The organism is Flagellimonas oceanensis (assembly GCF_003992595.1).
Lineage (GTDB): Bacteria > Bacteroidota > Bacteroidia > Flavobacteriales > Flavobacteriaceae > Flagellimonas > Flagellimonas oceanensis.
Genome location: NZ_RZNA01000025.1, coordinates 31126 through 46116, shown reverse-complemented (window position 1 = coordinate 46116; position 14991 = coordinate 31126). Strand labels below are relative to the sequence as shown.

The window sequence follows — 14991 nt, the reverse complement described above, 5'->3', positions numbered from 1 at the left end:
TATTTTTTGCTTCTTAATCAAGAAACTTCGTTTCCTGAAACTTTGCCTTTTTCAAAACAATCCAGATTATATATTGTGGTTTCAGCAATATTTGTCAATGCAGTTTCGGTTAAAAAGGCCTGATGACTGGTAATTAAAACATTATTAAAAGTCATTAAGCGTGCAATGACATCGTCTTGCAAAATGTCATCGGAATGGTCTTCAAAGAACAATCCTTCTTCTTCCTCATACACATCTATTCCGAAATACCCAATTTTTTTAGTTTTCAATCCTTCGATAACAGCTTTGGTATCGACCAATCCACCACGACTTGTATTGATAAGCATTACGCCTTGCTTCATTAATGAAATATGTTTTGCATCAATCAAGTGTTTCGTTGAAGACGTTAGTGGTACGTGTAAGCTTATGATATCGGACTGCTTACAAATAGTTTCACAATTGGTATAGATTACATTGTAAAACTTGATTAAATTTTCATCCTCAATGACATCCTGAACAAGTATTTTACAACCAAAACCGTGTAGTATTTTTACCAATACAGACCCAATTTTTCCAGTCCCGATAACGCCGACGGTTTTTCCATTGAGGTCGAAACCGGTAAGACCGTTCAATGAGAAATTCTGGTCACGAACCCTGTTGTGTGCTTTAATCAATTTTCGGTTTAATGCAAGTATGAGCGCCATTGTATGCTCTGCAATGGCATAAGGGGAATAGGCTGGAACACGTGCCACCTTCATATCCAGTTCAGCTGCTTTTGCTAAATCCACGTGATTGAATCCTGCTGAACGCAGAGCAATATATTTTATGCCAAAAGCATTGAATTTTTCAAGAATGTGTGCCGAGGCATCATCGCCCGTAAATAGACTTACTGCTTTAGAACCCGTTGCGAGAATAGCAGTTTCTTGAGTTAAACGACTCTCAAGCAGCTTTAATTGATGCTTGCCATCATTCGCTTTTACGAGATACGGCTCTTCAAACTTATGCGTGCTGAATACTGTTGTTTTCATTTCACTTTTTTTAATTTCCTAACTGTATTAAAATATATACTAACCCTACGATGACAACAGTTCCAAAAATTAGCATCACGAGTTTCCCGGTCTTTTTAGAACCTTTGAAATAGGTAATACCAAGTTTTACAATCATATTGCTTATGGTTGCTGTTATAATGACATTGGTGGCCAGCGTGAGTTTTTCTTCCAATGACCCAAATTTTGCCATACTAATAGTTATTGCATCCGTATCTGCCAATCCTGCAATTAGGGCTGAATAGTATAAACCGCTTTCGCCAAAAAATTGATTTCCATAAAAAACTGCAAACAGGATGACCACATAAATACCACCAAACCCAAGGGCGTTCCAAATATTGAGCGGATTACCCAGATTGATAGCTGTTTTTGTGACATCTGTATTCTTTTTGATGAATAAGAGTGCGCTTATCAAGCAGATAAGGGTAAGAATAGTAAATGGAATGACTAAATTTAAAAGTATGGCACTATTGAAAATATAGGCCAGAATCGCAAGTCTGGGAAACATAATTGCGGAAGCTATAATGATACCCGCAGCATATTCTTTTGAAAGTTCTGGCGATTCCTTACTTCGCGAAGCATATATCCAAGCTACTGCGGTACTTGAAATCAATCCGCCTAAAATAGCAGTGAGCAGAATACCACGTTTAGAACCTACATATTTTACAAGAAAGTAACCAATGAAATTCAGAAATGACACTATCACTATTATCGCTCCAATCTCAAAAGGGTTAAGTAATCCCTCTGGACCATAATCTTGATTTGGTAAGAAAGGCAAAATAAGAAGCGCAATAATTGAAAACTTAATAAAAGCAAAGAGCTCTTCAGAAGTAATATTCTTAATGAATGTATTAAAGGTCGTTTTCAATGATAACAGCGTAACCACGACTACTGCGGTCGCAACTGCTTCCTTATGCAAATGATTGGCAACCATAACACCCAAAATTAGCGTAGCGAACAAGGCCATATTGGTGGTAATACCAGTCATAATATGCTTTTGTACTATGGAAAGATGACTCAAAGACAGAAACAAAAGAAATGCTGCCGCAATGATAATGACCAACCAAGGTGTATAGGTTGGGGAAAGATTTCCCAATATAAAACCAATAATGGCAACAATTGGGAAGGTTCTTATACCTGCAAAGCCTTGTTCTTCCTTCAATTTATCATATTCACGTTCCAGCCCAAGAATAAGGCCAATGCCCAGACTGATGAGCAATCCAAGGATGAAAGGGTTGATATTTTTAAAGGCTTCTATCATTTCTTACTTTCCAAATAATTCTAAAAGTTCATACAATTCATTATCTACTTGATGTTGCTTGACCACCACTTCAAAAGGGGTTAGATGCAATTGATTATTTAAGACTCCTACCATTACATTTTTTTTACCTTGTAAAAGTGTTTTCACAGCCGCCACTCCAAGTCTAATGCCCAACATTCTATCCAAAGCAGAAGAATTTCCACCACGCTGTACGTGCCCAAGTTTTGTAATTCGTAAATCGACATTGGGGTTGACTTCCTTTATTTTTGAAGAAACAAGTTCGGCACCAATTTCGTCACCTTCAGAAACTACGATTAGAAAAGCATCCTCGCTATCGTAATTTTTCACCTTACCCAAAAGGTTAATAAAGTCCGTACCGCTCTCCGGAATTAATATGGCGTCCGCACCAACCATCAATCCAGAATGAATACCGATGTAACCCGAATCCCTTCCCATTACTTCAACAATGAACACACGGTTATGGGATTCGGCAGTATCCCTTATTTTATCAATATTTTCAATGGCTGTGTTAACTGCGGAATCAAAACCAAGGGTGTAATCCGTACCCGAAATATCGTTATCAATAGTTCCGGGAATCCCTATGAATGGGATATCGCATATCTCTGAAAAAGCAAGTAATCCTTTAAATGTACCATCACCACCAATGGCAATTAAAGCGTCTATTTTGTTTACATTTAGAGTTTGCAAGGCTTTTTTTCGACCTTCCAGTTCGAGAAAACGTTTGCTTCGGGCTGTCTTAAGGATAGTGCCACCCTTTTGGGTCAGTTTTTGTAATTCGTGTGATTTTAATTGAACCAAGTCACCGTCTATCAATCCTTCATATCCTTTTCGAAAGCCGCTTACGTTTATACCATTTACTTCAGCCGTTTTTGTAATGGCGTACAAGGCTGCATTCATCCCTGGACTATCACCTCCAGAGGTAAATACACCTATATGTTTTATAGTACTATCCATAGTTATAAAGCTTCTTTTTTAAGAATTTCAGTATTTTTTATACCATACAACCTATTAAAAACCATACAAGCTGTAAGGTCACCCGTTACGTTTACAGCAGTCCTGAACATTCCCAACAATCTTTCTACACCAATGATAATGATGATGCCTTCGGCTGGAATACCGACACTTCCCAAAACAGAAGCGAGTATCACCACACCACCTCCGGGAATGGCAGGTGTGCCGATTGAAGCAGCAACGATAGTTACAATGACCACAATAATATTGAGCAAACTCATTTCCAGTCCATAGGCTTGGGCTATAAAAAGGGTTGTTATCGTTTGATAGAGTGCAGTACCATCCATATTGACGGTTGCGCCAATGGGAATGATAAAATTGCTAATGGTCTTGTCCACCTTTAGTTTTTCTTCGGCTGTTTGAAGAGAAAGTGGCATCACAGCGGCAGAGCTTGTGGTTGAAAAAGCCAATAGCTGAACATCCCTTATTTTTTTCAGGAAATGCATAGGGTTTGATTTTCCAAGAAGCACAATTAGCCCTAAATAGAAAATCACTAAGAGTAACAGACCGAGCAAGACGACACCCACATAGTAGGTGAGGCCAGATAGAGAACTCAAACCAACGCTAGAGGTGAGCTGCGCCATAAGTCCGAAAACAGCAATAGGCACTAGAAGCATTGACCATTTTACTACTGTCATACAGACTTCCTGAATGGCACTTAGAAGCAGCTTCACTGGGCGCAGTAAGGCATTTTCAAGTGATAGCACAGCTACACCAATAATGATTGTGAAAATTACAATGCTTAACATTTCACCACTTACCATAGATGCCAACGGGTTTTCGGGAAGTAAGTTTGAGATGGCATCAGGAATCGTTTCAATTCCGAAGGAAAGCTCTGGATTTTCCGTTGGAACAGCTGTAATTTCATTATGTTCAGCTAGAGCCTGTTGATGTAAAAAGCGACCAGGTCTAAAAAGTTGAGATAGTATGACACCCAAACTTACCGAAACTATCGTAGTACCTAGAAAATATAACAAAACCCCACCACCTAATTTTTTTAGATTGTCCTTATCATTACTTGCTATTCCAGTAATGATGGAAGCCACAATCAACGGAATCATAATCATTTGAACCAGTTTCAGAAACAGGACACCAGGCAATGCCAGCCAATTCCCCGCGATATCTGCTGTTTCTTTAGAAATCCATCCATTTTGTGGGCTCAATAGCAGACCAAATCCAACACCTAAAAACAAGGCAATGATTACTTTAAGCCATAGACGGCTTTCTACCAGTTTAAGGAGGTAGTGGTTAAGTGATTTTAATGATTTTATCTCTGTGTCAAACATTCTGTTGATTATGCTATATTAATTTTATTATCCAGATACACTTCCTGAACGGATTGTAATACTCTTACGCCTTCGCTAAAGGGTTTTTGAAATGCTTTTCTTCCCATTATCAGCCCAGAACCACCAGCCCTTTTATTGATAACGGCAGTTGTTACAGCTTCGGACAAATCTGATTTGCCTTTGGAACCACCACCTGAATTAATCAGCCCTATTTTACCCATATAGCAATTGGCTACTTGCAACCTGCAAAGGTCAATAGGGTGGTCTGTGGTAAGGGTTTTATACATTTCATCATCATATTTTCCAAATCCTATCTCTTTGAAACCAAAATTATTGGTAGGTAATTTTTGTTTGATGATGTCTGCCTGTATCGTTACTCCAATATGATTGGCTTGTCCGGTTACATCGGCCGATGCGTGATAATCTTCTTTATCGGTTTTAAAAGCTTCATTTCGTGTATAGCACCATAAAATGGTAGCCATACCAAGATTATGAGCTTCTTCAAAAGCCTCTGCTATTTCTTTGAGTTGTCTGTTACTTTCCGCTGAACCAAAATAAATCGTAGCTCCTACGGCAATTGCTCCCATATCCCAAGCGGTTTTTACCTTACCAAAGAGTGTTTGGTCATATTTGTTCGGGTAGGTAAGCAGTTCATTGTGGTTAATCTTAACGATAAAAGGGATTTTATGGGCATATTTTCGGGCATTCAAACCCAAAACCCCAAACGTGGAAGCCACCCCATTACAACCGGCCTCAAGGGCGAGTTTTATAATGTTCTCTGGGTCGAAATAATCTGGGTTTTTATAGAATGAAAAGGCCGCGCTATGCTCAATACCTTGGTCAACAGGAAGGATACTTAAATAACCAGTTCCTGCCAGATTTCCGTGATTGTATAATTGGGAAAGGCTACGAAGTACCTGTGAATTTCTGTTGCTATTGCCAAACACCTTGTCTATACTATTTGTGCTTGGTGTTTGTAACTCATCTTTTGTTATTTTTTCACAAACGTGTTCTAAATAGAAGTCTGCTTTTTCTCCTAAAAGTTCTACTATATTCTTGTCTGTTTTCATCTTGATAGTATTTAATGGATTCCTAAACTTTCATTTGTTTTGGCTATGGATTTTGTACCATCTGTTTCAATTCCAGTTAATGCCCTAATAGCATCAATTGTTTCCGGGATTACAATAGCTTGATTATCGACTATATAAGCATAGAAAAGTTCGTCGCCATCTACTTTCAGCATATCTTCCCAAAGAGCAACTTCATACATATCGCCCCAAGGTCTTCCCATATCCAGAAACATTTCCTTAATGGTGTTGTTAGAAACCAAGCCTTGGTCATACCGAATTAGTTTAATACGACTTGAAGTTTTGAAAGCATTTAGCACTTCTTCCTTTGTCGCCTGCTTTTTCAATTTCACATTCCAGTAGTGCATATGGCTCAATGTTTCGGGTACTTTTACCGCTGCGGTGATGACATCCAATTCTGGGTCAACACTTTTAGCATCTGGACCTTGATGGCTTGGGATATCTTTTTCGGGAACCATCGTATTCATAATACCACCTAAATGACTTTCCCAAGGGTCTGTAGCTCTTCTTAAAAGTGTACCTCTGGCATAATCCAATAAATCGGCTCTTTTTAAAGCGGTCAAGGTTCTTAAAATAGACGTAGTATTACACGAAACTACTCTTGTCGCATTCAAGTTTAGAGCGGATTTGTAATTATTTTCTGCACTAAAGGAATGCCCTGTGGTTTCGTGTTTTTCGCCACCGTGCAAAATAAACTTTATATTCTGTTCTTTATAAATCGCTACATTTTGAGCAGCAATCTTTTTAGGCGTACAGTCCACAACAAGGTCTGATTTCTTTAAAAGTTCCTGCATATTGCCTTTAACAGAAATCCCTTCAGATTTCATATTATCAGCTGCATCTTGAGTTGCTGCGTATATGTTGTAATTCTTTCTTACTGCATTTTGAATACGCCAATCGCTGATGATATCGCAAACACCTGAAAGCTTCATATCGTCTTGTAAGTTGATGGCATCGGCCACTCTTTTTCCAATGACTCCGTAACCTATAACTGCTACATTTTTCATATAAATTGTTTTTAATTAATTATGTTTTATTGTTTTTGTCACTTGTATTCTTCATTCCCATCGGCATATTACCTTCATCGTCTGTATGTGAAATCATAAAAAGGCGTTCCGCCACAAGTATTAGAACAATCCCAATTGCCGCGACAATAAGAACCAAAGGATCGTTCAGATATTTTATATAAATAAAGGCCGAGAGTACTGCAACATCCAGTATAATGGCAATCACGGGGATAATTGGTTTAAAATCCACTTCTTTTCTAAGATTGCGGAAAAGCCCCCAATGAATTGCGATATCCATAACGAGGTAAAATATAGCCCCAATGGATGCAATTCTTGTTAAATCAAACAGGATTGTCAATAAAATGGCAAGGGAAACGGTAAATATGAGTGCTGGATTTTTTAAGCTACCAAGTTTGGTTAAAGAAGGCACCTGTTTCATATTGCTGAGCATTGCCAACAAGCGTGAAGAGGAAAAGATACTGGCAATGACCCCAGAAACCGTGGCAATAATGGCAATGCCAATGGTAATCCAGGAACCCCATTCCCCAAAAACAGGTTTTGCGGCGGCTGCAAGGGCATAATCTTTAGCTTCGATTATTTCAGGAATGCTTAAACCTCCCGCAACAGCTAATGCCAAGGCTACATATATCAGTGTGCAGATAAGTATGGAAAACACGATAGACCTACCAAGATTTTTATGCGGGTTTTTAATATCGTCCCCTTGGTTCGTGATAGTGGTAAAGCCTTTATAAGCAAGGATAGATAACGCCAAAGCGGCCACAAATCCGAAGCCTTGTGGTAATGTCTCAGTATTTTTGGGAATATAGTTTCCCGTAATATCGGCAAAACCTGAAATTGCAAGGCCGGCAATAGCTAAAATTGCTATTCCCACTACCTTTATAATAGCGGTAAATGTCGCGGTGGCACCAATAACCTTATTGCCCAGGATGTTCACTATATAAGCAACAACAATTAGCCCAACACCCAGGGTAGAGGCATAACCTGCATAGGACTCGGGAAATAGTCTCAACGTATATGCTCCAAAAGTGCCCGCCACCAGACTTTCGGAAACTACCATTGATACGTACATCAGCAAAGAATAAAACCCTGTTGTTGTTCCAGGTCCATAGGATTTGTTAAGGAATTTAACCACACCTCCAGACGATGGAAAAGCATTTGAAAACTTGACATAGGAATATGAGCTAAAACCCACCACAACAGCACCTGCAATAAATGCAATGGGAAATAGATCACCCACCAACTCTGCTATTTGCCCCATAAGGACAAATATGCCAGCACCAATCATTACGCCTGTACCAAGAGATATGGAACCTAATAAGGAAAGCTTATTATTTTTATCTGTGGTGTTTTTCATTTCAAAATTATTTTTCCCTGTTTTTAATCGAAGATTTCGGTTTAAAGTTTCTAATAATCAGGCGGTTGCTCTTTTCATAAGTGAAATAACTTACCGCCCAATTAAAACCAACCATCAATCTATTTCTAAATCCACTTATGGACATCAAGTGAACAACGGACCACAGCAACCAGGCGAAATAGCCTGCAAATTTAAATTTGCCCAAATCGGCAACTGCCTTGCGTTTACCTACGGTTGCTAAGGAACCTTTATCTTTATATTTGAAAGGTTTTATGGATTTGTTATTTATGATATTTAATATCGAATCGCCCAGGTATTTACCTTGTTGAATAGCGGTCTGTGCTACTTGTGGATGTCCTTTTGGGGTTTCTTTGGAAATGAGTGCTGCGATATCACCTATGGCAAAAATATTTTCGTAGCCTTCTACTTTTAAATTGGCATTGGTTTTAATACGGTTGCCTCTGACTACGTGTTTTCCATCAATACCATTTGGGAATTGTCCTTTTACGCCAGCCGTCCAGATAAGGTTTTTAGCCAATATGGTCTTATCACTTTTGGTAGTGACTTCCTTTCCATCATAATTGCTTACAGCTTCATTTAATAATACCTTTACATTTAAATCCTCTAAATATTTGAGGGTTTTCGAAGATGCTTTATCAGACATTGTACTTAACAACTCATCAATGGCTTCTATTAAATAAATGTTCATAATGGAAGCAGGATACTCTGGATAATCTTTGGGTAGAATGTATTTACAGAATTCAGCCAATGCTCCTGCCATCTCTACACCGGCAGGACCACCACCTACAATTACAAAATTTGTTAGGGCATCCCGTTCATCATCATCACAGGTAATGGCAGCCTGTTCTAAATTTTGCAACATCATATGGCGAATGTTCAGGGAATCTCGGATATCCTTCATTCCCAAGCTGTTTTCTGCTACTTTATCCATCCCAAAAAAATTGGTGGTTGTACCTGAAGCAATTACCAGATAGTCATAGTGAACTTTTCCTTTAGAAGTTATTAATGTGTTTAATGAGGGCTGAATTTCTTCTACTTCGACCAAACGAAATACTACATTTTTGTAACCATTGAATTGTTTTCTAAATGGAAATACTATGCTATCAGGTTCCAACGCACTCGTTGCCACTTGATATAATAAAGGTTGAAATTGATGGAAGTTATTTTTATCGAGTAAAACCACTTGAACTTCTTTGTGTTTCAGTTTTTCAACCAATGCCAAACCTGCAAATCCTCCACCAACGATAACCACACGAGGTAATTTAGTATCTGGAAGACAGATTTCATCTGTTATCTTACAGGTGGATTCCAACGGAATGCTATGTGTTTGCTTTTCTTTCATTTTTTATTTCTATCTCTTGCAATGAGTACTGAACATTTGGCATTTGTGGTCAAATATTGGGATACAGAGCCCAATACTAAGCGTGAAAGTGCACCGTGACCCTGAGAGCCTACTACGATTAAATCTGCACCCCAATCTTCTGCTTTTTCATAAATAGTACTTTTGGGCAGGCCACTAACAACACTTGTGGTTATGGAAAGTGCCTTGTTTTCGGCCTTGATTTTATCGAAAGCTTCTGAAACGATTTTGTTTCCCAATTTTTGAGCGTTACTTCTAATTTCTTCTATGTAATTTCCTATCCTGCCGCCCATAGTATGCAATCCCAGGCCGGTTGTTTTCGGAACTTCATAAACATTTATAATATGAATTTCACTATTTGAGGATAGGGTCATTTTTATAAGTTCGTGAATGGCTACTTTACTGAAATCTGAACCATCTATGGCCAATAATATTTTCATAATTTGAATGTTTTAGTTGGTTGACATTTCTTTCGATTTTATAAGTTTTCTCCAATACAAGTGTTCATATAATCCAGACCAATACATACCAAAGGTGAAAGCGAACAGTAACTCTTCAATTGGGATTCCCAAAACAAGAATATGGGTCAGGTTGTCCAGATTCCAGTACAGCTCCACATATTGCGGATAAAACGGAAGGATGCTTCCGAAATAAATGAAGTACAGTATGGTAAACAAGATTCCTCCAACCCATATCTTTCCTTTTAAATCTGGGCGACAGTACAATGTTGCCAAACCACCAAAAAACATTGCAATGATGCCACAATAGATGTGGTTAAGCGTGGTGAAAAGACTAAATATGACGAATACAATGGCTGGAACAAAAAGTATATAAATATGTAGCTTATGTCTTTGGTGGCTCCGTTCGGTATGAGGCATATCTATATAGCCTTTTTTGAATATCAGATTATACAATACCGTCCCTATTCCGCCAATGGCAAAAGAGAAGATAAGGCTCTCAATATCAAAACCTGTTCTTTCCGCTAAATGGAATAAGGAAGGTGGCATCCAATATTCTGGTACAAATAATGGTTCTGTTAAACCAAAGGGCATCGTAATAAGGCTCATTTTGAGCATTTCTTTTCTATACCCCTTTTTTGACAAATAGATTATTGCCCAAAGAGCAAGAATTATAAGAGACCATATGAACCAGACATATTGCATAAATTTTATTTTACTCTCTTATTTTTTGACTTTTATTTGCGCATTATAAAAAGCCGCAATACAGGCACCTATTAGCCATCCTAAAATGAATATCTGTACTATTCCCAAACCAGCTTCCCATAGTGGCACATCCATCCTGATAATGCTTGTGGTATCTAAACCGTGCAATAGGCTGTTGAAAAAATCGATAGTGGCTTCTCGACCTGCTGTTGACATAACTATCATACAGCCTAAGTAAATTAGTGCCCCCGTAAGACCGAAAGCAAATCCGAGTTTTTTTACGTTTAATCGATACATAATTTTAAAGTTTTGAGTTAGTTGTCTGATTTTAATATCTTTTTTGATTCCTCAAATTCTTCCTTGGATATTTCGCCTTTTGCAAAGCGGTTTTTAAGAATATCCAGTGGGCTGTCCTTCTTTGTTTTTTGATAAGGGATATCTGCTGGGTTAAAGAATATCCAAGCCAATAAAATAATCCATATAATCCACCATATTAGGTGCATACCTCCAAAATGTCCTTCGTAAAAATGCATAATTTTTGGTTTTAAGTTGTTGTTAATTTAATTCTGTAATTGTATAACCATTGAGCCCATCAAGTTGCTTTTGTAATTCGGCAACAGAAAGTGCTTCATTCATCGTGATAAGTGCAGCACCTTTTGGTGCCAAAAAGATCTCTGCTTTTTCTATATTGGGATGTTCTTCTAAAGTCTTTTTTACTCTTGATACACATCCACCGCAGCTGATTCCGCTTATTTGAAATTTTTGTTTCATCATTTAGTATTTAATGGTGATGATGCCCTTTGTGTTCATCTTTTGGTTCTGTTTTTGAAACATCTTTACCGTGTTCGTTTTCTCTTTGTCTATTCTGTGAATGATTGTGCCCACCGTGGCGATGTGAACCGTGAGGCATAAATAAGTGACAAGCAAACATAAAGAGGATGAAGATGAATAGAGACGAACTGCTTCCTATACCTAATGATGGTGCAAAAAAGATAAACAGTAATGGTAATCCACAACCGATGACCATCCATATCCAGTGATTATTTTTCATTGTTGTTTATTTTAAAAGTTAAAATTAATGATGCTCGGTATGCTCACCTTTGGTTGGACTATCCATATCGTCCATCTTGTCCATACCCTGCATATCCATTCCTTTTTCGCCCATCATCTTTGAGCAGGATTCCATACAGTCTTCGCTCATCATCCCTTTTTCGTGCATCATTTTCATCATAGTGCCCATCATTTTGCCGTCATTCATCATTCCGTCCATCATTGAGTGCATCATTGTACTGTCTTTCATCATCATTTGCATTCCTTCTCCTTGCATCATTGAGCTCATCATTTTTTTGTTGCCCTGCATCATTTGCATTGCGTGTTGGTTGTCGTGCATACTTTCCATAAATTCGGTCATATAGTCGTGATTTTTGGAAATGGCATTAAAAACTTCTGTGCGAGTTTCAGGGTTTTCCATTAGTGCCTGAGTGTTTGTTTCTTGTTTGCAACTGTTTAAGCTTAAAAGCCCAACTGCCGATAAAACAATTAGTAGTGTTTTCATAATTTATTTTTTGAGTTAAACATTTATTTTAATTTTTATAAACCCATTCCCAACAATCTAAATGTTTATAGTTGAGGGAATGGATTATCAACTATTAATTCGCAGATTTTAAAAAGGTTATAATCTTTTTGAATTTCTTATATGTTATGTGTATTTTCAATATTATTAGATTTTTTTTATACGCCACTTCTTATTATTACCTTTAACTGCCACCAAATTTTCCGAAATCAATTTTGATGTGATGGCAGGTGGATTTTTATCATTCTTATCTTTTGGCGAGACGTGAATGGCCAATTGCGTTAAATGGTCAATGGTATTACCATTCTCATCTATAACAAGCTCAAAATAATGGTAGTTTACCACGTCTTTTTTGAAAATGTCATTATAGCCAATGGTTTCTTTTTCAACTTTTAACACCAAGGCTTTGCCATATTGAAAGTTGTTGGCATTGAGGAATTGTGGAGTGATGACAGTTTTTCCAGTTTTATCGATATAGCCATAATAGAGCACGCCATCTTTTTGGTTTGCAATCAGGCATTTTCCGTTACTGAATATAGGGTAGCTTGCATTGTCTGTTTTGGTTGCCACCAAATCATTTCGAAAATCAACGATTAAATTTCCTTCTGGGTCAATAAAACCCCATTCGTTCCCTTTTTTAATGGCAGCGACGCCATTGCTAAAAGGCGAGATGTAGTCTAAATTTTCAAAGGTTTGTGCAATTCCTATAAAGGGAATTAATACTAATGTGATAAGTAGTTTTTTCATTTTGTTTAATTTAATTTGATGAAATTAACCATTGCCTTAAGCTTTTGTCTGCATAACTTTCGTTGATATCTATATAATTTCATCATAGAAATTCCGTTTCCAATTTCCTGTGTTTTTGTAATCGGTCATACTCATTCCCACCACTTCCTTAAACTGTCTAGACAGGTGGTTGACACTACTGTAGTCCAATAAATATCCTATATCTGAAAAGGAATGTTGTTTAAGCTGAATGAGCTCTTTGACTTTTTCTATTTTTAATTTGATAAAGTACTTTTCAATGGTTGTCTGTTGATTTGCTGAAAACAATCTGCTCAATGTCTTGTAATCTTTATGAAGTCTTGAAGCCAATAGTTCAGATGTTTTTACCTTAATATGTAACGGTAGCTCTTGCAATTGTTCTATTAGAATAATCTTGATTCTTTCTGTGAGCATTTCTTCTTCATTCTGAACAATTTCAAAATTATTGGCGTGAAGTACACTTGTAACGGTATCGATAATTTCATTGTTCGTTTTTTTTTGTGCTTCTACCAGCAACCTTCCTAATTCCAAGGAAAGCACTGTAACTTCAAGTTCTTGTAATTCTTGTTTAATTACTTTTAAGCAGCGGTTACAGACCATATTCTTAATCCAAAATTCTTTTGGTTTGTTCATAGTATATAATGTATTGTCATTGAGTTTAGCTCAATGGTCTGATAGGTTTAGCCTAACAGGATTAATATTGTGTAGCGTTGTTGAGAATAGGGTACAACAAATGTTAGCCAGAAGTGAAATATTGGCTATAGAGGCAATGCAGATTAATTTTAACCTGCGAAGTAGAAAATCAAATTAAAAAGGACTCGTTGAGGATTACAAGGTCTGTGGATAGCAAAGGTGGCCTATAAGCCTTAAAAGAAACTGTGTTTTTCTCTAAACCTTCAAAAAGGTTGATATAAGAATAGACGAAGTTGTTTAAGAAAACTAAAGTTTCAATCTCTGAAATTGTATTGGCCTTCTTGAAGGTGTCATCTCCTTCTTTCAAGATGGTCTTATTATCGCAACAGTCTTTCTCTTGTATTGTAGTACATTGCTTGGAATTATTATCTTTTTTCTGTGCAGTCTCCATACAAGATTCTGCTTTACTAAAAAAAGCCAAATCCACCATTTTATTACAGCAAAAGTGCATATTTACCGTAAAGGATGTGGTGGAAAACAGTATAAAAACTGCTAAAAAGAAGGACAGTATTTTAGTAAAAAAAGATTTCACAAAAATTAATAAATTTTGATTAACATTAAAGGATTTTGGAAAATAAAATTCAACTGTTCAATTATTTTATTATCAGTTTTTTACAAAAAAACAACAAAATTAATCAGTACAAATATAATTCTAAAAGTTCAACAGAACTATGATTTATATCATATAAAGGAAGCTGCAAAAGAATTTTATTTGCAAATAATATTTAAGCGGTTTCGTGCAAAATAAACATTGATAAATCAAAAAAAATTGTTAAATAAACAAATTGAGATAAATTTTTTATAAATTTGCAACATTAATGAAAAAAGTTTTTCATAAAATATCATCCGTTTGTTTGGCACTTATCGTGCTATTGTCAACAGTTTCTTTTACTATTGATAGTCATTACTGTGGCGATACTTTAGTGGATTCTTCTTTATTTGGGCACGTTGAAACTTGCGGAATGGATAAGCAACTATCCAAAAATGATTGTCAAAGTGAAGTTCAGGATGATTCCTGCTGTTCAGATAAGCAATTAGTTGTTGAAGGTCAGGACGACCTGAAGATGTCTTTTAACACCTTAAATTTTGAGCAACAAGTCTTTGTTGTCTCTTTTGTACATTCTTATATCAATCTCTTTGAGACTCTTGATTCACACATTGTACCATTTAGAGATTATGCGGTTCCCTTTCTCATACGGGATATACAAAAACTGCACGAGACGTATTTAATTTGATTTTAAACAGTTTCCGATAACTATCGGAAAGATTATCCTAATGGTTATAACCATTCTGGGGTCATTTCGTTGTGTTTAATTTTCTGATTGCATCAGAATCTTATTCA

General features: G+C 36.9%; 19 protein-coding genes. 1 reads left to right on the top strand and 18 read right to left on the bottom strand.

Translation table 11 applies throughout. From position 1 onward, the window contains the following. Window positions 1–17: 17 nt before the first annotated feature. The 18 genes from EO132_RS08220 to EO132_RS08135 form a co-directional block, all read right to left on the bottom strand. Window positions 18–1007, bottom strand: coding sequence for a 2-hydroxyacid dehydrogenase (locus tag EO132_RS08220; protein ID WP_009778886.1), 990 nt, complete (start codon window positions 1005–1007; stop codon window positions 18–20). Between the two features lie 10 nt (window positions 1008–1017). Continuing rightward, the gene (locus EO132_RS08215) at window positions 1018–2286 is read right to left on the bottom strand and encodes an MgtC/SapB family protein (RefSeq protein ID WP_127137417.1); all 1269 of its coding nucleotides are present in this window, start codon (window positions 2284–2286) and stop codon (window positions 1018–1020) included. A 3-nt stretch (window positions 2287–2289) separates the two neighbouring features. After that, window positions 2290–3261 carry an ATP-dependent 6-phosphofructokinase gene (locus EO132_RS08210; protein WP_127137416.1) on the bottom strand — a complete coding sequence of 324 codons (972 nt, stop codon included), beginning with the start codon at window positions 3259–3261 and terminating at the stop codon, window positions 2290–2292. 2 nt (window positions 3262–3263) lie between these two features. Beyond that, on the bottom strand, window positions 3264–4604 hold the full coding sequence (locus EO132_RS08205; protein WP_127137415.1) for a dicarboxylate/amino acid:cation symporter: 1341 nt from the start codon (window positions 4602–4604) through the stop codon (window positions 3264–3266). An 8-nt stretch (window positions 4605–4612) separates the two neighbouring features. Next, window positions 4613–5674: a class I fructose-bisphosphate aldolase gene (locus EO132_RS08200; RefSeq protein ID WP_127137414.1), complete on the bottom strand. Its 1062-nt coding sequence runs from the start codon at window positions 5672–5674 to the stop codon at window positions 4613–4615. A gap of 11 nt (window positions 5675–5685) precedes the next feature. Then, the gene (locus EO132_RS08195; protein WP_127137413.1) at window positions 5686–6699 is read right to left on the bottom strand and encodes a type II glyceraldehyde-3-phosphate dehydrogenase; all 1014 of its coding nucleotides are present in this window, start codon (window positions 6697–6699) and stop codon (window positions 5686–5688) included. Between the two features lie 19 nt (window positions 6700–6718). Beyond that, window positions 6719–8074: an APC family permease gene (locus EO132_RS08190; RefSeq protein ID WP_127137412.1), complete on the bottom strand. Its 1356-nt coding sequence runs from the start codon at window positions 8072–8074 to the stop codon at window positions 6719–6721. 7 nt (window positions 8075–8081) lie between these two features. Beyond that, window positions 8082–9437, bottom strand: coding sequence for an NAD(P)/FAD-dependent oxidoreductase (locus EO132_RS08185; protein WP_127137411.1), 1356 nt, complete (start codon window positions 9435–9437; stop codon window positions 8082–8084). Beyond that, entirely contained in the window at window positions 9434–9895 is a 462-nt protein-coding gene (locus tag EO132_RS08180) for a universal stress protein (protein WP_127137410.1), read from the bottom strand. The genes EO132_RS08185 and EO132_RS08180 overlap by 4 nt, the downstream gene beginning before the upstream one ends. Before the next feature lie 12 nt (window positions 9896–9907). Continuing rightward, window positions 9908–10522 carry a lycopene cyclase domain-containing protein gene (locus tag EO132_RS08175; protein ID WP_228122685.1) on the bottom strand — a complete coding sequence of 205 codons (615 nt, stop codon included), beginning with the start codon at window positions 10520–10522 and terminating at the stop codon, window positions 9908–9910. Between the two features lie 114 nt (window positions 10523–10636). Next, the gene (locus EO132_RS08170) at window positions 10637–10915 is read right to left on the bottom strand and encodes a DUF5676 family membrane protein (protein WP_008616426.1); all 279 of its coding nucleotides are present in this window, start codon (window positions 10913–10915) and stop codon (window positions 10637–10639) included. Window positions 10916–10932: 17 nt separating this feature from the next. Further along, on the bottom strand, window positions 10933–11151 hold the full coding sequence (locus tag EO132_RS08165) for an SHOCT domain-containing protein (protein WP_127137409.1): 219 nt from the start codon (window positions 11149–11151) through the stop codon (window positions 10933–10935). Window positions 11152–11173: 22 nt separating this feature from the next. Then, the gene (locus EO132_RS08160; protein ID WP_008991346.1) at window positions 11174–11389 is read right to left on the bottom strand and encodes a heavy-metal-associated domain-containing protein; all 216 of its coding nucleotides are present in this window, start codon (window positions 11387–11389) and stop codon (window positions 11174–11176) included. A gap of 10 nt (window positions 11390–11399) precedes the next feature. Next, complete coding sequence (locus EO132_RS08155) at window positions 11400–11669, bottom strand: hypothetical protein (protein ID WP_008616429.1); 270 nt, start codon at window positions 11667–11669, stop codon at window positions 11400–11402. A gap of 24 nt (window positions 11670–11693) precedes the next feature. Beyond that, window positions 11694–12173 carry a hypothetical protein gene (locus EO132_RS08150; protein ID WP_008616430.1) on the bottom strand — a complete coding sequence of 160 codons (480 nt, stop codon included), beginning with the start codon at window positions 12171–12173 and terminating at the stop codon, window positions 11694–11696. Between the two features lie 165 nt (window positions 12174–12338). Then, a complete protein-coding gene (locus EO132_RS08145; RefSeq protein ID WP_008991348.1) occupies window positions 12339–12938 on the bottom strand; it encodes a WG repeat-containing protein in 600 nt (199 codons plus the stop codon). A gap of 69 nt (window positions 12939–13007) precedes the next feature. Then, window positions 13008–13589, bottom strand: a complete 582-nt coding sequence (locus tag EO132_RS08140) for a helix-turn-helix domain-containing protein (RefSeq protein ID WP_070237422.1) — start codon at window positions 13587–13589, stop codon at window positions 13008–13010. Window positions 13590–13758: 169 nt separating this feature from the next. After that, window positions 13759–14181 carry an HYC_CC_PP family protein gene (locus EO132_RS08135; protein ID WP_040459986.1) on the bottom strand — a complete coding sequence of 141 codons (423 nt, stop codon included), beginning with the start codon at window positions 14179–14181 and terminating at the stop codon, window positions 13759–13761. A gap of 286 nt (window positions 14182–14467) precedes the next feature. Here EO132_RS08135 and EO132_RS08130 point away from each other — a divergent pair, with 286 nt between their 5' ends. Continuing rightward, on the top strand, window positions 14468–14884 hold the full coding sequence (locus EO132_RS08130; protein WP_008616438.1) for an HYC_CC_PP family protein: 417 nt from the start codon (window positions 14468–14470) through the stop codon (window positions 14882–14884). Window positions 14885–14991: the final 107 nt, after the last annotated feature.